The sequence below is a fragment of the Enterococcus sp. AMC1157 genome (genome assembly GCF_058216555.1).
In genome coordinates this window covers 381,796-398,387 of sequence record NZ_CM177099.1, presented here as the reverse complement: position 1 = coordinate 398,387, position 16,592 = coordinate 381,796, and the positions used below count along the sequence as shown (strand labels likewise).

Sequence of the window (16,592 nt, the reverse complement as noted above, 5' to 3'; positions counted from 1 at the left end):
CAATTTTTGCTTCAAGGATCAGGTTCTTCAAGGGGTGAGAAGAATATTCTTTGGGTAGTTGCCAACTTTCCTGGCCTACTTTTCGAAGTAGGTCTTTTTTTGTAAAAGTCGGTCAGTTCCACTCACCAAAGAATTAAACTAGTGGAATGTGACAAATTATTACATTATTGCAAGGGGTGAAAATATTGAAAGAAGCTTTAGAGCGTGTGCGTCAGACAGAACAAGAAAATAATGAAAAAAAACAGGCTTTACTTAATGAATTAACAACGTATGACGAAGAAAAAGATTTAGAACTAGAAACAATTCAAAAACAGCAAAAGCAAGAACGAAAAAAAGCTTTAGATACGCTTCAAGCTGAACACAATCAGCTATTAAGTAAAAAAACAACTGATTTAGCTGAAGCAGCAGCTATAGAAAATCAGACTTATCAAAGAACTTACGAAAAAAATCGTACCATTGTTCTGAATGAGATTATCGAAGGGGTGAAGCAAGCCAATGGCAGTTAGTCAATTAAGTAAAATGTCGATTCTTGCTGAAAAAAAACATCAAGACACTGTTTTAACTTTGCTTCAAGGAATGCAAAATATCGAAGTTGAAGATATTTTAAATAATGAGGCCAATCAGGAATGGTTGGATGTTTATTTCCCAGAAATGGAAGAATTCGATGCAACCAACCACTCTTCGTATTCTTATCTTTTGACTCAAATACGTGAAGCAATTTTATTTATCCGCAATTACGGATCTTCAAAAACACGTGTTGAGACTTTAAAACGCCATGAAATGGACATTCTGGCATTAGAAGAAGAATTTAATGAATCGGCCTTACGTGAAATGCTTGAAAAAATCAACCAACTTCAAGATAGTTGGGAAGAAAATCAAAAAGCAAGAGAATACTGGAATGAGGTAGAGTCTTGGGGAACAAAATGGCAAACGATTGATTTTAATCCCAAAGAAACACTAGAGTATGTTGATTACTTCATGGCAAATATTGCAGAAAGTAATTGGGAAGATATTCGAACATTTTTGGTTCAAAATAACATTCATTTTGAAGTCCATGAAGCGACTAAAACTGATGTGGCCTTTAGTGGAATCTATTTGAAACAACAGTCCGATATTCTAAATGAATTAGCACGTTTAGGAGTAGAGTTTGAAGAAAATCCTTATGAAGACTCTCCTAAAGAGATGTTGCGAAAAGCCAAACAAGAATTGAAAAAAATTATTGAAAGTCAAAAAATTGATACAATCGAAATTGGATACTATAAGAAGCAAGTTTCTTTTCTACAGTTAAATGAAGAAATTTTACTAACTAAACTTAGCCGAGAAGATATTAAAGAAACTCTTCCAACTTCCGATTATTTGGTAATCATTAGAGGTTGGGTCGCAAACGATGAATTAGCAGCTATTCAACAAGGATTATTAAAAATATTTACTAAAGATGAACTATATTTTTCTGTTGAAGCTCCAAGTAAAACACAAATTAGAACGAATCAAGTTCCTACTAAACTAAGAAACAAGAAATTTATTCAACCTTTTGAAAGTTTGACTGGTATGTATTCTATGCCTAAGTACGATGAAATTGATCCCACACCTTGGATGGCGCCTTTTTACTTTGTCTTTTTTGGCATGATGGTCGCCGATTTAGGGTATGGCGCACTGATGCTAATCGCCACAACACTTGCTGTGAAGTTGATGGCTCTGCCAAGAGGAACGAAAAAATTCATTCAACTGTTCCAGATTCTATCATTGTCAGTCATTTTTTGGGGAATTATTTATGGAAGTGGATTTGGAGCAACCTTGCCATTCCAATTGCTTTCACCGACTGATGATTTTATGACAATTTTCATGATCTCACTTATTTTTGGAGGTATTCAAATATTTACGGGATTATTTTTAGCTGGTAAAGAAAGAATTAAAAAGCGTGAGTATTTAGCCTCTATCGGTGATGGATTCGCTTGGCAAGGCTTACTAAGTGGGATTTTTATTGCTGTAGCGGGTACCATGATGTTTGACTCTGTTCCATTAAAAAATACCGGAATAGTGATTGCTATAATCAGCGCAATTTTGATTGTTTTAGTCCCAGTTATTTTATCTAAATCGAAAATTGGGGGATTCTTCAGTGGTGTTTATGCACTATACGGTATTACAGGCTATATTGGTGATTTCGTTAGTTATAGTCGTCTGATGGCTTTAGGAATATCTGGTGGTAGTATTGCAATGGCTTTTAATATGTTGGTTGGAACCATGCCGCCTGTTGCACGCTTCACTTTAGGAATCGTATTAATTGTAATCTTACACGGGTTGAATATCTTCCTATCACTTTTAGGTGCTTATGTCCATGCTGCACGTTTGCAGTATGTAGAATTTTTCGGAAAATTCTATGAAGGTGGGGGACGTCCTTTTAAACCCTTTAAACCAAATGAAAAATATTTAAATGTTCAAAAGAATATGGAGGAAAAATAAATGATTAACTTTTTAATTGAAAATAACTCAGGTATGATTTTTGCAATTTTAGCGATGGGATTTGCGACAATTTTCCCAGGGATTGGTTCAGCAATTGGTGTAGGTAAAACTGGGGAAGCTTCTGCTGCCCTAATGACTAGCCAACCAGAAAAATTTGGACAATCATTAATTCTACAATTATTACCTGCAACACAAGGATTATACGGTTTTGCAATTGCAGCGATGATTTTTACAAATTTATCTACAGATATGTCGATTGTTACAGGTCTTTCTTACCTAGGAGCTTCATTACCGATTGCTTTCACAGGTCTGACTTCAGCGATTCCTCAAGGTAAAGTTGCAGCAGCTGGTATCCAAATTTTAGCTAAAAAGCCTGAGCATTTCTTCTACGGTGTTATGTATGCAGTTATGGTGGAAATGTATGCTATCTTAGGTTTTGTTATTTCATTCTTACTATTAGGAAGCATTTAAAGAACGGGAGGCGTTTCAATGGATGCAATTGAAAACATCATCCTAGAGATTAATAAGCAAGCACAAGAAGAACGAGATTTGTTGAAGAAAATCCGAACTGAAGAAATTGACACGCATTTTTTGGTAAGTAAAAGAGCGAAAGAAGAGGAACACCAACAGCTTCTTGAACGTCAGAATAAACAATTAAATCGTGATTTTCAGCAAGAAATGAATCGATTAGTTATCAAAGCAAGACAAGCAACTTTAAAACAAAAACAGTCTTATTTAGAACGTATTTTTGAAGAAGCTTATCAAGAAATGGCAAAATGGACTCTTACAGAAGTTCAAAGTTTTATCTTCCACTCACTTGAAAGTGCAAAACTAACAACAGGCACAATTGTTCTAGGTGGTTTGATGGAACCAGATAGCTTAACTGATGAATGGTTAAAAGACTTAAATCAAAAATTAAACAGTCAGTTCACTTTGGGTGAGATGAGTCCAGAGAAAGAATATGGCTTTTTAGTCGAAAACAAAGGATTACGTTATAACTTTTTCTATCGAGAATTACTTTTAGAATTAAAGAAGAAGCAAGGTAGCGAAATTATGAATGAACTTTTTTTGGAGGAAGAAGCTTCCGATTAATATCATTCAAACTAAGTATGAACGAGGAGGGATAAAGTGAAAGATTTATATCATACAGTCAATCCCATTATTCGAATAAAAGAAAATGAGTTACTCTCACCAGAGACTTTCCGTCAGTTAATAGATGCAGATTCTTTTCAGCGAATTGCAGATATTTTACGTCCTACAGTATATGGAAAACATTTGACTCCTCAATTTGAATTTGAATTTGAAAAAATTTTAAATGAAGAATTATTGTCTACCTATCAGGATATGATTGAACTTACACCAAACTCAGAAATTGTTTGGTTATATACCATGCGCTATACTTTTCATAATTTAAAAGTCTTAACAAAGGCAGAACGAATTCAAGAAAATTATGATTATTTATTTCTACCGGATGGTTTCTTTTCAATGGAAGAAATGAAACGTGCAATTCAAACTGGATCATCGTCCAAATTACCTGAAAAAGTCTTAAAAAGCATCCATGACGTAGAAGAATATTTTAAAGAATCAAACATTCTACAAGCAATTGATGTAATTTATGATCGCCGATTCTTAAAAGAACAACGTCGGCTAGTTGAAGAACTTGGTGATCCTGAGATTTTCGAGATTATCATTCACTTCATTAATCTAACCAATATTGTAACTGCAGCTCGCTGTATATTACAGCAAAGAAGTTATGGATTTATGTCGGCAGTACTCTCTAGCTCTGGATCAATCTCTAGAGAATCTTTTTTAGAGTATGCAAATCGCCCACTTCATGAATTTACTGCATTCATTGCTTCAACAGAATATAGTGACTTATTATCATCTGCTTTTACTGCAGATGAAATTGATTTTCTAAAATTAGACTTGTTAAAGGATAATTTTATTCAGTCCTTATACGAAAAAGCTCAAACAACTGCTTTTGGACCGTTACCTTTACTCAGTTTCATGAATGCAAAAGATATCGAAATTACCAACCTTCGTTTAATTATTGTAGGTAAACGAAGTGGTTTTACAAATGAACAAATTAGAGAGAGGATGCGAGACGTTTATGAGTTATAAGATTGGCGTAATTGGTGACAAAGAGTCTGTCTTACCATTTAAACTGTTCGGATTCACTGTTCGTTACGGGATTGATTTGGATGCAATTCATACAGCTTTTGATGAAATGATCGATGATGAATATGGCGTAATCTATATCACAGAAGACTGTGCACAAAAAATTGCTAATAAAATTGAAAAATTTGATGATTGCTTAACCCCAGCTATTGTATTGATTCCTACTCATGATGGTTCGAAAGAAGTTGGTCTTAAAGCCATTCAAAAAAATATGGAAAAAGCCGTTGGACAGAATATTCTCTAGGAAGGAGCTAACATTGTGGAAGTTGGCAAAATTATAAAAGTTTCAGGGCCACTAGTTATGGCTAAAAATATGGCTCATGCAAGTATTCAAGATATTTGTTACGTAGGAGACATTGGTGTTATCGGAGAAATCATTGAAATGCGAGGAGATGTTGCCTCCATTCAAGTATATGAAGAAACATCTGGGATTGGACCAGGCGAACCTGTACATTCAACAGGAGAAGCTTTATCTGTTGAATTGGCACCAGGAATTGTCTCTCAAATGTTTGATGGAATACAAAGACCTCTTGATGTTTTTGCGAATCAAACTCAAAGTAATTTTTTGACTAGAGGAGTTAAGATTGATGCGTTGGATCATCAGAAAAAATGGACCTTCCAACCAAGTATCTCTGTTGGTGATCAAGTAGTTGCTGGAGATGTTGTTGGTACTGTTCAAGAAACAAAAATTATTAGTCATAAAATTATGGTTCCATTTGGTGTTAGTGGACAAGTAAAAGAAATTCATACTGGTGAGTTTAACATTGATGAAGTTGTCTGTGTTCTTGAATCAGACAACTCAGAGACTGAACTAACTATGTTACAAAAGTGGCCAGTTCGTCGTTTACGTCCGGTCAAAGAGAAACATAATCCAGATATTCCGATGATTACTGGTCAACGAGTTATCGATACTTTCTTCCCAGTAACAAAGGGTGGAGCTGCTGCTGTACCTGGACCGTTTGGCGCTGGTAAAACAGTTGTTCAACACCAAATTGCTAAGTGGGCAGATGTTGATTTAGTTGTTTATGTGGGTTGTGGCGAACGTGGAAATGAAATGACTGACGTAATGAATGAATTCCCTGAATTAATTGACCCACTAACGGGTGAATCATTAATGGAAAGAACTATATTAATTGCAAATACTTCTAATATGCCGGTTGCTGCACGGGAAGCATCTATTTATACAGGAATTACAATTGCTGAATATTTCAGAGATATGGGTTATTCTGTAGCTATTATGGCGGATTCTACTTCACGCTGGGCGGAAGCTTTACGTGAAATGTCCGGGCGTTTAGAAGAAATGCCGGGTGATGAGGGCTATCCAGCTTATTTAGGTAGTCGCTTGGCTGAATATTATGAACGTGCTGGTCGTGTAACTGTTCTGGGTTCAGATAATCGTGAAGGAAGTATTACCGCAATTAGTGCAGTATCGCCTTCTGGAGGAGATATTTCTGAACCAGTTACTCAAAACACTTTGCGAGTAGTGAAAGTATTTTGGGGATTGGATTCTACTCTTGCTCAACAACGTCATTTCCCTTCAATTGATTGGTTGAAAAGTTATTCCTTGTACTCTAGTGAAGTTGGTAATTATTTAGATCAAGCCTTACAAGTAGAATGGTCTAATTTAGTAAGAGAAGGCATGCGTATTTTACAAAAAGAATCTGAATTAAATGAAATCGTTCGTTTGGTAGGGATTGATTCCTTATCAGAAAAGGATCAATTTACATTAGAAATTGCTAAAGAGATTCGTGAAGATTACCTACAGCAAAATGCTTTTGATGATGTAGATACCTTTACTTCTCGTGAAAAACAATACCATATGATGAATAATATTCTTTCGTTCTATCGTGAAGGTCTTCAAGGGCTAGAATTAGGTGCTTATCTGACCGAATTGATGAAGGGGACGGTTAAATTAAGAGACCGAATTGCCCGTATGAAGTATGTTTCAGAGGAAAATATTGATGCAATTATTCAATTGCAACAAGAAATAAAAGATACCATCCGTAGCATTCTGCAAAAAGGAGGGATGTAGCATGATTAAAGAGTACAAAACAATTGGTGAAATCGTAGGTCCTTTGATGGCAGTTGATAATGTCGAAGGAGTTAAATACGAAGAATTAATCGATGTCCGCTTACAAAACGGTGAAACCAGACAAGGACAAGTTTTGGAAATTCAAGAAGACAAAGCCTTGGTCCAAATTTTTGAAGGTACTGCAGGCATTAACATGCGTGATTCTTCCGTTCGTTTCCTTGGTCATCCCTTAGAATTAGGTGTCTCAGAAGATATGATTGGTCGGGTATTTGATGGATTAGGTCGTCCTAAAGATGGTGGAGCAGAAATCTTTCCTGAGAAAACTATGGATATTAATGGGGAAGTAATTAATCCAGTATCTCGAGATTATCCGGATGAATTTATTCAAACAGGTATTTCTTCGATTGACCATTTAAATACTTTAGTTCGTGGACAAAAACTACCGGTATTTTCAGCATCAGGTTTACCACATAAGGAGTTGGCTGCGCAAATCGCTAGACAAGCAACTGTGTTAAACTCAAATGATAATTTTGCTGTTGTTTTTGCAGGTATCGGAATTACTTTTGAAGAAGCTGAATACTTTATGGAAGATTTCCGTCAAACGGGTGCGATTGACCGTTCAGTTATCTTTATGAATTTAGCTAACGATCCAGCAATCGAACGTATTGCAACACCTCGAATGGCATTAACTGCTGCCGAGTATCTGGCTTACGAAAAAGGGATGCATGTTTTAGTTATTATGACGGACATGACGAACTATTGTGAAGCCTTACGAGAAATTTCAGCAGCCCGTCGTGAAGTTCCTGGACGACGAGGTTATCCTGGTTATTTATATACAAACTTGGCTACTTTATATGAACGTGCTGGTCGAATCAAAGGTACAAATGGTTCGGTAACACAAATTCCAATTTTGACAATGCCTGAAGAAGATAAAACCCATCCAATCCCTGACTTGACGGGTTATATTACGGAAGGACAGATTATTCTTTCTCGTGACTTGTATAAAAACGGAGTAGAACCTCCGATTGATGTATTGCCATCTTTATCTCGTTTGAAAGACAAAGGAACAGGTGAAGGGAAAACACGTTACGATCATGCAGCTACAATGAACCAATTGTTTTCTGCCTATGCTCAAGGGAAACAAGCAAAAGAATTAGCGGTTGTTTTAGGTGAAGCAGCACTTTCTGATGTAGATAAAATTTATGCCCGATTTGCAGATCGTTTTGAAGAAGAGTATGTAAGTCAAGGGTACACAACTAATCGTTCCATTGAAGAAACACTAGATTTAGGCTGGGAATTATTAGATATGCTTCCTAGAACTGAATTAAAACGAATCAAAGATGAGATGATTGAGCAATTTCTTCCAGAAAAGGAGTAGATAACTATGGCAAAACTAGATGTACAATCTACTCGAATGGAGATGACTCGCTTAGCTAAACAATTGGCAACAGCAAAGCGTGGTCATAAACTATTAAAAGATAAGCAGGATGAATTGATGCGTCAATTTATCTTGTTAATCCGAAAGAATAACCAATTACGCAAAGAAATGGAAGAAAAGATGACATTAGCAATGAAAGCTTTTCGTTTAGCTAATGCAACCTTAAATGAAAATTTTATTGAAGAACTGTTCATTTTACCTTCCACAAACGTAAATTTGGATATCTCAACCAAAAATATCATGAGTGTACCAGTACCGGTGATGAATTTTCAATACGATGAAGAGTATCTTAATACTCCATTAGAGTATGGATTTCTGAACTCCAATGCACCTTTAGATAAATCAATTGATGGTTTTACAGATGTGCTGCCCTTATTGCTTGAACTAACAGAAGTGGAAAAGACCTGTCAATTAATGGCAGACGAAATTGAAAAAACTCGTCGTCGAGTGAATGCTTTAGAATATATGACGATTCCTCAATTAGAGGAAACCATCTATTTTATACGCATGAAGCTAGAGGAAAATGAACGTGCTGGCGTTACCCGAATGATTAAAGTAAAAAATATGCGTAAAAATTAATATGAAATCTTGTATTTCTGTCTAAAATAAACTTCAGAGTGCAAGAACATAATAAAAATTTGAAAAAACTATTCAGAGTTTTTTCAAATTTTTTATTTGTTGTTTTTTTGAATTGATTTCTTTGAATTTGAATTATAGTCGCATTATTTATGTTTGGTAAAAACAAGAATATGTGTAGAGTGAAGTGGAACTATGGCACTCATTCAATTAAAACTTTTAACTCTAAGTGATACAAACGAGTTGTTTATGTTTGAAAAAGAAAACCGAGAATATTTTTAAAGTATTGGATTGGGAAGAGCTGATACATACTATAGATACGATTCTTTTTCACAAATTGTAAAGAAATTAGTTTTTGAACAAGATAAAGGCTTACTCTATATGTACTCAGTGATTGACCAAGACGGGACTATCGTGGGCAGAATGAATCTTACGGACATTGTCCAAGAACCGTTGAATAAGGCTGAGTTGGGATATAGGATAGGAGAAAGACATCAGGGTAAGGGATACCTACCTCCGCTGTAAAACTTATTTTAGAACAGGCTAGTCAAAGATATCAGTTTCACAGAATTTAGGCTGGAACGGCATCAACAAATATTGGATCTCAGGTTGTACTAATAAAAAATGGCTTTCAATTTGTTGGAAAGTACAATCAATATCTTTTACAAGATAACAAATGGATAGATAATTTACTTTTTGAGAAAGTAATAGATTAGCTAAGATAATCAGTCTCCAGCTTAACACAGAGAGACTTGCTTGTCGCCACGTCAAGAATTCAATGCGAACAACGCCGAGTTGCCAATCAATTGATTACTGGGCGTGTGAAGCTTGAGCTCTAATTCTAATTTGGCTTGGAGCTGTTTCGGGCTGACCTAAGCAAGACTCTCGCGTAGTGAAGCGTCAAATTTGCAGTGAATAGTAACGTTTGGTAGTATATTTTATTTAAAGATTTTCGCTTTTTCTTGATTTTGTCCCATAAAGTATCATATAATCAAGAGGAAGAAAAATCTCGTTTTCAAGAAAGAGGTAGTTTTGTGAGTGTGGAAGGTATCTAATTAAGCAATTGAATACAAATAAGCCCAAATTTTGCTAGGTTTATTTGTTATGCCTATAGATACCTGTTAAATCAATTCGTTGAAAGGTTATAGGACTCCTATAGCCTTTTTTTGAACCTTAAAAATAACTGAAAACGAGCATGAATTCGTTTTTCAAGTAACTTTCGGCAAGAAAGGAAAAATACATGAACAAAAATTTACTTCAAGCAACAGAATTTAATTACATTAAAGAAACAGTTATCCAACGTTGTATCAGTGATTACGCCAAGGAATTACTAACTAAAAAACAACCGGCAACAGATTTAGCAACCGTAAAAAAACGATTGACTGAAACAGAAGAAGGCATGTTGATCTTGGCATCTGGACAACATGTTCCTTTTATGGGACTCTCTCAAATTAAACATTTAACTAACAAAATTGCAAAAGGTGGCGTATTAGAAGCTAGTGAACTTACTGAATATGGCGACTTTCTACGTTCGTTTCGTTTAATTGCAAAATTTTTCGAAAAAAATCAATATCAAACCCCTACTTTATATAACTATGCTAAGGACTTAGCTGATTTTCAAGCAATTATCGATGAAATTCAACAAGCCGTTGCGGGTAATCAAGTAAAAGCTGATGCTTCAAGAGAATTAAAGAAAATTCGAGGAAAAATAGCTAAACTTGAAGTCGATATTGAAACCAGTTGTAATAAACATTTGAAAAAAGCTGCTTCCAGTGGGTGGCTGCAAGACCGCATGATTGTCAAAAAAGATGGTCGTTACACGCTACCAATTAGAACTAATTTCCAATCAAAAATTAAAGGTGAAATCATTGAACGTTCCAATCGTGGGACAACAGTTTTCATTGAGCCGGATAGCATTCATAAACTAAATGATCAATTAATTTTAGCGCAAAGTGAAGAGATTGGGATTGTTTACCAAATCTTAGCTTCTTTAACGGGTATGATTGCTGAAGAAGAAACCACTATTGGTTATTGTATGGAAATTATCGTCGAATTAGATAGTATCTTCGCTAAAGCAAAATACAGCCAAAGTATTGGTGGAAAGAAAATTGCAGTAAACAATCAAGGTGAACTTATTTTTGATCAAGTTAGACATCCACTTTTAGATAATCCAGTTCCTTTAACCTTACAATTGGGAACAGATAGTCATGGTTTGATCATTACTGGACCTAATGCTGGTGGAAAAACAATTGTCTTAAAAACAATTGCTTTAATTTCCTTAATGACTAGTTTTGGTTTGTGTGTCAATCATGGTGGAAATTCTTCCATCGCAGTTTTTAAAAAGATTTTTATTGATATTGGTGATCAACAAAGTATTGAAAATTCACTAAGTACTTTTTCGGGTCATATGAAAAATATTAGTGACATTTTAAGAGAAACAGGACCGAAAACTTTAATTCTGTTAGATGAAATCGGTAGTGGAACAGAACCCAATGAAGGAGCTGCCCTTGGAATTGCTGCAATGGAAAGCATGTATCAAAAAGGTGGAACAATTATTGCCACTACTCACTATGGAGAAATCAAGGACTTTGCATTAGCCCATGAAGATTTCCAAACTGCTGCTATGGCATTTGATTCAGTAACTCTTACGCCTAAGTATCAACTTTTATTAAATCAAGTAGGAGAAAGTAATGCTTTTTGGATTGCCGAGAAGATGAAAATTGATGCAAACATTTTAAAACAAGCCAAGAAGTATCTAAAAGATAAAAAATATGTGACTGAAAAAATTATTCGTAAAAAAGAAGCTGTTATCAAACAAGAACAAGCACCTCAAAAGAATTTTCAACAAGGTGATCGCGTTTGGTTAAATGAACAAAAAGTTAATGGGATTTTTTATCAATATCAGGATGATTTTTATGCTGAGGTGCTCGTTGAAAAAGAAATGGTACAAGTCCCCTTAAAACGATTATCACTAGAAATATCAGCTACAAAACTTTATCCTGCTGATTATGATTTTGAACAGTTATTTACAGACTATCATGAAAGAAAGTTTATTCGTGATATTGATCGAGGATCAAAAAAAGCTCAGAAAAAATTACGAAAATTGGCTGAGGAAAGACAAAAGCATTGAAGCATTAGTTAAAACATGGTAAGATTTTGATATTAACCAAGGAAAAGGGGGATGAAAGGTGACAGCAGCTATGAGATTGCGTTTATTACTTTTGAATCGTTAATTTAATACAAATTCAAAAGTCTTGTAACGAAATTCATGGGTGAAGTGTATACTTTTTTATACCTGATTAATGATAAATGAATGGAGGGATAGTATAAGACTATCCCTTTTTGTGTACGCTAAATCCATTTCGTTACAACGGAGAGGAAACGAAATGGAAACTATTACAATAAAAATAAAAGATGTTGAGATGAATTTTGAGGAACAAGTGTTAAAAATACCAGAATTAAGTGTGTACGAAAATGAAAAAATTGGGATTATTGGTGCTAATGGTAGCGGTAAATCAACTTTATTACGTTTGATAGCTGGAGAATTGCAAGCAAGTAAAGGAACCGTTGATACTTTTTGCAATTTTCCTCTCTATCATCAGATTTCTGGAGTAGAGGAGACGGTTAGTGAACTAGATGGAGAGTTACTCAGTCGTTTTAAAGTGCCCAATAATTCTGCTGAAACACTGAGTGGAGGAGAAACGACTAAGTATCGTCTAACTCAATTATTATCTGTCTATCAACCAGGGATGCTTTTAGATGAACCCACAACACATTTAGATCAAAAAGGAAAACAACAATTAATCGATGAACTACAATATTATTATGGAACATTATTATTTGTTAGTCATGACCGAACTTTTTTAAATGCCTTAGCAGAAAAGATTTGGGAAGTCAAAGATGGCAAAGTTGTGGAGTATAAAGGAAATTACAATGATTATCTTGAACAAAAGAAGATTGAACATGTCAGTCAAGAACGAGAAGTGCAAAATTATCAAAAAGAAGTAACTCGATTAACGAAAGGTATCGAAGAGAAAAGACAAAAAGCAGAAAAAGCTGGCAAAGTTTCAGAGAAAAATAAACAAAAAAATGTTCGCCCTAGCCGTTTGTCTTCATCCAAACAAAAAGATACTGTGCAAAAGAATTTGTACAAACAAGCCAAAGCTATGAGTTCTCGACTCGAACAATTAGCAGATATACAAATAGTAGAGAAAGATATTTCTATTCAATTTCCTAAACATAGTAGTGCAGAAATTCATAATCCTTATCCAATCAGAATTGAAAATTTAACTGTAAACAATGAACAACGAATGATTTTAGATAAAATCAATTTACAAATTACTTTAGGCAAAAAAATCGCTCTAGTTGGAGAAAATGGTGCGGGGAAATCAACCTTATTGAACGCTATTTTGAAGCAATTTGAAGGAGTAATTCTTTCACCAAAAGCTAAAATCGAAACCTATCGTCAAATGGATTATCAATTTACAGCCGTCCATTCGCTATTAACAGAACTAATGGATGAAACAGATTGGTCGGAGGCAACGGTTCGTGCCTTATTGAATAACTTAGGATTCTCTCAATCAGCTATCAGGAAGCCATTAAATGTTTTAAGTGGTGGAGAAGCAACTCGAATTGCGATAGCTCGACTATTTACCAAACCGTCTAACGTGTTGATCTTAGATGAACCTACCAATTTTATTGATTTAACAACTATTGAAGCTTTAGAAAAATTTTTATTAGCCTATCAAGGAACAGTCTTGTTTACTTCACATGATCAAACCTTTGTTGAAAAAGTTGCTGATGAAGTTTGGCTCTTAGAAAATGGAAAACTCTCTTTAGTCTGATAAAATTCTTGCTTGCAAAAAGGGAATGTATGTTCTATTCTTGAGTTAAACGATTCGGAGGAGCAGAATTATGAAAACAAGTTTGACTATTCAAATGGAAGAGACTCTCTATTATTATTGCCGAGAAAAAGGAGACATCGTTGTAGAAGAAGTGACCATGCCAGATAGTCAAGGGATTGTGGATACTTTAAGTTGCCGTTTGGATCAGAACCAACAATTCGAGTGGCGATGTTACGAGTTAAAAGTCAGTAAAGCTGATTTTCGTTCTACTGCTAAACTATCTTTTATCGGTCATTATAATTACTTTGTCTTACCAGAAAAATTATATCTAAGCGTTGAAAGCGAGATTCCCTCCCATATTGGAGTCTTAGTTTATCATTCGTATGTTTCAGATGAGCTTGGTTTACCAGGTTATTTTACTGTAGTGAAAAAACCCCACAGACAAGAATTATTAGTCAATGAACACGAGCTTTTATATCGTCTAATTGCTTCACAAGCAAGAGAGGTTGGAAAAGCCAAAAAAACTGCTCGTGGTCTACGTGTTTTCGGGATCGAACAGTTGTATAAAGAACTAAAAAAACGCGAACTAGAGTACGATTTATTCAATGGTCGAAGTAACTACTACGATCGTTTTATTGAAGATACACAAAACCAAGCGATTGAGACCTTAAAAGAAGAGTTAGAAGCAACTCGCTTGGCTTATTTTAACTTACAGCAACAATTGTTGGAGGAGAAGTAATGTATTATCCTTATTTTAGAGGGAAACAATTTGATTTGCTTGCCTTAAAAACATTAATAGAAGAGGAACGCTTATCTAAAAAAATCATTCCAATCATTGAACCTGTCAAAAATTCTCCTACTTTGAAAAAATTTCTTGCATTAACTCAGACTAAAAATCACTTCATTTTTATTATTGAAAACCCGCAAGCGGGAGACTTTTTGAAAGAAGAGGGGTACACTGAGCTACAAGAATTAGACATGCCAAAAGCTGCTATTATTGATCAATCTTTGGAGACGATGGCCCTTGTACCTGAATTGTTAGTTGTCTTTGAATCTAGCCCCGTGCTGATGAGTGACTGGCAAGTTAGTACTAGCAAAGTTTTGGTTCATGAGGAGTTCCGCTTACTTCAAAAAATTCAAGGAGAATTAATTTTATCCGAAGATCCCTTTACTCGTTTGCCTCGAACAAGTTTTTATTTAGAAAAAGAAGATGAACTATTCTCAAATACACATCTAACTTTTCATAAAAAAGGCTTTATTGGCTTTAGTGATTTTTCGATTGATAGTCGGATTTATTACGATCAAAGTTATCCAAGTCCGATTTTAAGTTTGCATTTAGTTTATTTTGAGGGAGAGAACCTTCGAATTCATCATTTTCTTTCAGAGGAAGAATTACCTTCTCAAAAACAAAAATTTATGGATTTGATGAACAAAATCACTTCATTCGGGATAGATAAATTATGCGGAGAACAACCAACTCTAGGACTCCAACTTCTTTTAGAGAACCAAGCTCAAGATAAGTTTCCTGGTATGGGTGTCATGAGAAAAGCAGCAGTGATGCATCATATGGAATTAATGAGTCGTTATTTAGACCACCATTTCTGTTATAATTAAAGAAAAGGAGGGAGTTTATGGAAACATTTTCTGATTATGTAGCAAGCATTGAAAATGAAGTTTATCGAAAAAAGTTTGCAGAAATCGGTGAGTGGATGAATGAAAACTATCCGAAATTACAGCTTAAATTTGGTTGGAGCCAACCTATGTTCACCGATCATGGGACATTCATTATTGGCTTTAAAAAAACAAAGAATTATATTACTGTTTCTCCCGAAGTGGCTGGCATGAAGAAATTTAAAGAAGAAATTGACGCTGCAGGTTATCAACACACAGATAATACCTTTCAAATTAAGTGGAAGGAAACAACTGATTATGACTTACTAAAAGCGATAATTGATTTTAACATTCAAGACAAAAGTGACTTTGACGGTTTTTGGAGAAAGTCACCAAACAAAAAGAATGGGAGTGAGTAAATGTCCAATACTATTCAACTATTATTTCCTCAAGGGCAAGGGGGAGATAATCCCGATTATTTATTTGGTGCCGAGTTACTTAGTCTCATCGTGCCACAAAATCCCGCTATCAAAAAAATTCGTGTACCTGTGGATCAAAATATCACAGAAAAATTAAGTATTCAGAAGGGGATCAAAGCCGAAGCAACCATTCTAAAACAGCTAACCTCTGCCAAAAGATTCTTTCAGAGGAAACTCCTGACAAAGTAATTGTACTTGGAGGAGATTGTGCTGTTTCCTAAACGCCTTTTGATTTTTTAAATGGCAAATACCAAAATGTTGGGATTCTTTGTTTAGATGCCCATCCAGATTTAGCAACTTTAGAAGGTGCAGTGAATAGCCACGAAATGGTTTTAGGTAACTTGATCGGTTATGGTGCCCCTCAATTAGCGGATAAAGTCGCTATCCATTTGCTAAAGAAAAAGTATTTTTAGCTGGATTAATTGAAAAAGACTTAAGTCCAAAAGATCAAGCAGTTAATCAACTTGATTTGCAATTTGCCACACCAAAAGAATTAAAAAAGAACTTCGATACAATAAATGCTTGGTTTGATGAGCAAAAAAAACGATTATTTAGTAGTTCATTTTGATTTAGATGTGTTGTCGCCAGAAGACTTTCGCTCTATTTATCCTGCAGAACCTTATTTAAAAAGTTTTGATGCTGCAGTGGGAGAAATGACATTGGAAGAGATAACTAATTTATTGCTAGAGGTTTCTAAAAAAGCGGAAATTGTGGGTTTAACGATTGCCGAGCATCTGCCTTGGGATGCCTTTCGTTTAAGAAATTCCTTGGCTAAACTATCACTTTTTAAGGAGAGCTAATATGTTTTTTATCAGATTAATTATTTTACTGTTTGCTTTAAGTTCTTTGGTCACGTTAGGAATGAAAGTATGGAATAATCCTTATGCTACCAAAATTACTAAACGATTGTTTATCGTATTTTTTATAATAGCTGGTTTAACACTTACTTATATGCTTGTAGTTGCCTTATTTAC

17 protein-coding genes and 1 other annotated feature (1 of these 18 running past the window's edge) are annotated in these 16,592 nt (G+C 34.9%); all 17 genes read left to right on the top strand.

The window, feature by feature from the left end:
• Positions 1-44: a sequence feature (sodium ion sensor (DUF1646 type); this cis-regulatory element may regulate processes involved in with the transportation of sodium ions), on the top strand; it begins 7 nt to the left of the window's first position.
• A 141-nt stretch (positions 45-185) separates the two neighbouring features.
• Positions 186-506, top strand: coding sequence for a hypothetical protein (locus tag AC4BBX_RS01985; RefSeq protein ID WP_490454804.1), 321 nt, complete (start codon positions 186-188; stop codon positions 504-506).
• Positions 496-2,460 (top strand): V-type ATP synthase subunit I, encoded by a 1,965-nt coding sequence (locus tag AC4BBX_RS01980; protein ID WP_490454803.1) that lies wholly within the window; start codon positions 496-498, stop codon positions 2,458-2,460. The genes AC4BBX_RS01985 and AC4BBX_RS01980 overlap by 11 nt, the downstream gene beginning before the upstream one ends.
• Positions 2,461-2,931, top strand: a complete 471-nt coding sequence (locus AC4BBX_RS01975) for a V-type ATP synthase subunit K (RefSeq protein WP_490454802.1) — start codon at positions 2,461-2,463, stop codon at positions 2,929-2,931.
• Positions 2,932-2,949: 18 nt separating this feature from the next.
• Entirely contained in the window at positions 2,950-3,552 is a 603-nt protein-coding gene (locus AC4BBX_RS01970) for a V-type ATP synthase subunit E family protein (protein ID WP_490454801.1), read from the top strand.
• 36 nt (positions 3,553-3,588) lie between these two features.
• Entirely contained in the window at positions 3,589-4,581 is a 993-nt protein-coding gene (locus AC4BBX_RS01965; RefSeq protein ID WP_490454800.1) for a V-type ATPase subunit, read from the top strand.
• Positions 4,571-4,882 (top strand): V-type ATP synthase subunit F, encoded by a 312-nt coding sequence (locus AC4BBX_RS01960; RefSeq protein WP_490454799.1) that lies wholly within the window; start codon positions 4,571-4,573, stop codon positions 4,880-4,882. Before AC4BBX_RS01965 ends, AC4BBX_RS01960 begins: the two co-directional genes overlap by 11 nt.
• A gap of 15 nt (positions 4,883-4,897) precedes the next feature.
• On the top strand, positions 4,898-6,670 hold the full coding sequence (locus AC4BBX_RS01955) for a V-type ATP synthase subunit A (RefSeq protein ID WP_490454798.1): 1,773 nt from the start codon (positions 4,898-4,900) through the stop codon (positions 6,668-6,670).
• A 1-nt stretch (position 6,671) separates the two neighbouring features.
• Complete coding sequence (locus AC4BBX_RS01950; protein WP_490454797.1) at positions 6,672-8,048, top strand: V-type ATP synthase subunit B; 1,377 nt, start codon at positions 6,672-6,674, stop codon at positions 8,046-8,048.
• A 6-nt stretch (positions 8,049-8,054) separates the two neighbouring features.
• The gene (locus AC4BBX_RS01945; protein ID WP_490454796.1) at positions 8,055-8,687 is read left to right on the top strand and encodes a V-type ATP synthase subunit D; all 633 of its coding nucleotides are present in this window, start codon (positions 8,055-8,057) and stop codon (positions 8,685-8,687) included.
• A 288-nt stretch (positions 8,688-8,975) separates the two neighbouring features.
• The gene (locus AC4BBX_RS01940; RefSeq protein WP_490454795.1) at positions 8,976-9,209 is read left to right on the top strand and encodes a GNAT family N-acetyltransferase; all 234 of its coding nucleotides are present in this window, start codon (positions 8,976-8,978) and stop codon (positions 9,207-9,209) included.
• Positions 9,210-9,924: 715 nt separating this feature from the next.
• Positions 9,925-11,814: an endonuclease MutS2 gene (locus AC4BBX_RS01935; protein WP_490454794.1), complete on the top strand. Its 1,890-nt coding sequence runs from the start codon at positions 9,925-9,927 to the stop codon at positions 11,812-11,814.
• A 256-nt stretch (positions 11,815-12,070) separates the two neighbouring features.
• Positions 12,071-13,528 (top strand): ribosomal protection-like ABC-F family protein, encoded by a 1,458-nt coding sequence (gene abc-f / locus AC4BBX_RS01930; protein WP_490454793.1) that lies wholly within the window; start codon positions 12,071-12,073, stop codon positions 13,526-13,528.
• A gap of 70 nt (positions 13,529-13,598) precedes the next feature.
• Positions 13,599-14,267 carry a hypothetical protein gene (locus tag AC4BBX_RS01925; RefSeq protein ID WP_490454792.1) on the top strand — a complete coding sequence of 223 codons (669 nt, stop codon included), beginning with the start codon at positions 13,599-13,601 and terminating at the stop codon, positions 14,265-14,267.
• The gene (locus AC4BBX_RS01920) at positions 14,267-15,142 is read left to right on the top strand and encodes a sce7725 family protein (RefSeq protein ID WP_490454791.1); all 876 of its coding nucleotides are present in this window, start codon (positions 14,267-14,269) and stop codon (positions 15,140-15,142) included. The genes AC4BBX_RS01925 and AC4BBX_RS01920 overlap by 1 nt, the downstream gene beginning before the upstream one ends.
• A 17-nt stretch (positions 15,143-15,159) precedes the next feature.
• Entirely contained in the window at positions 15,160-15,558 is a 399-nt protein-coding gene (locus tag AC4BBX_RS01915; RefSeq protein WP_490454790.1) for an iron chaperone, read from the top strand.
• Positions 15,559-15,807, top strand: a complete 249-nt coding sequence (locus AC4BBX_RS01910; RefSeq protein WP_490454789.1) for a hypothetical protein — start codon at positions 15,559-15,561, stop codon at positions 15,805-15,807.
• Positions 15,808-16,148: 341 nt separating this feature from the next.
• The gene (locus AC4BBX_RS01905; RefSeq protein WP_490454788.1) at positions 16,149-16,418 is read left to right on the top strand and encodes a hypothetical protein; all 270 of its coding nucleotides are present in this window, start codon (positions 16,149-16,151) and stop codon (positions 16,416-16,418) included.
• The last annotated feature ends 174 nt before the right edge of the window (positions 16,419-16,592 follow it).

Excerpts from the sequence above, each read along its gene's own strand:
- AC4BBX_RS01960 (WP_490454799.1), top strand. The coding sequence starts at position 4,571 with ATGAGTTATAAGATTGGCGTAATTGGTGACAAAGAGTCTGTCTTACCA.
- AC4BBX_RS01915 (WP_490454790.1), top strand. The coding sequence starts at position 15,160 with ATGGAAACATTTTCTGATTATGTAGCAAGCATTGAAAATGAAGTTTAT.
- AC4BBX_RS01910 (WP_490454789.1), top strand. The coding sequence starts at position 15,559 with ATGTCCAATACTATTCAACTATTATTTCCTCAAGGGCAAGGGGGAGAT.
- AC4BBX_RS01970 (WP_490454801.1), top strand. The coding sequence starts at position 2,950 with ATGGATGCAATTGAAAACATCATCCTAGAGATTAATAAGCAAGCACAA.
- AC4BBX_RS01950 (WP_490454797.1), top strand. The coding sequence starts at position 6,672 with ATGATTAAAGAGTACAAAACAATTGGTGAAATCGTAGGTCCTTTGATG.
- AC4BBX_RS01925 (WP_490454792.1), top strand. The coding sequence starts at position 13,599 with ATGAAAACAAGTTTGACTATTCAAATGGAAGAGACTCTCTATTATTAT.
- abc-f (WP_490454793.1), top strand. The coding sequence starts at position 12,071 with ATGGAAACTATTACAATAAAAATAAAAGATGTTGAGATGAATTTTGAG.
- AC4BBX_RS01975 (WP_490454802.1), top strand. The coding sequence starts at position 2,461 with ATGATTAACTTTTTAATTGAAAATAACTCAGGTATGATTTTTGCAATT.
- AC4BBX_RS01905 (WP_490454788.1), top strand. The coding sequence starts at position 16,149 with ATGAGCAAAAAAAACGATTATTTAGTAGTTCATTTTGATTTAGATGTG.
- AC4BBX_RS01945 (WP_490454796.1), top strand. The coding sequence starts at position 8,055 with ATGGCAAAACTAGATGTACAATCTACTCGAATGGAGATGACTCGCTTA.
- AC4BBX_RS01980 (WP_490454803.1), top strand. The coding sequence starts at position 496 with ATGGCAGTTAGTCAATTAAGTAAAATGTCGATTCTTGCTGAAAAAAAA.
- AC4BBX_RS01935 (WP_490454794.1), top strand. The coding sequence starts at position 9,925 with ATGAACAAAAATTTACTTCAAGCAACAGAATTTAATTACATTAAAGAA.
- AC4BBX_RS01920 (WP_490454791.1), top strand. The coding sequence starts at position 14,267 with ATGTATTATCCTTATTTTAGAGGGAAACAATTTGATTTGCTTGCCTTA.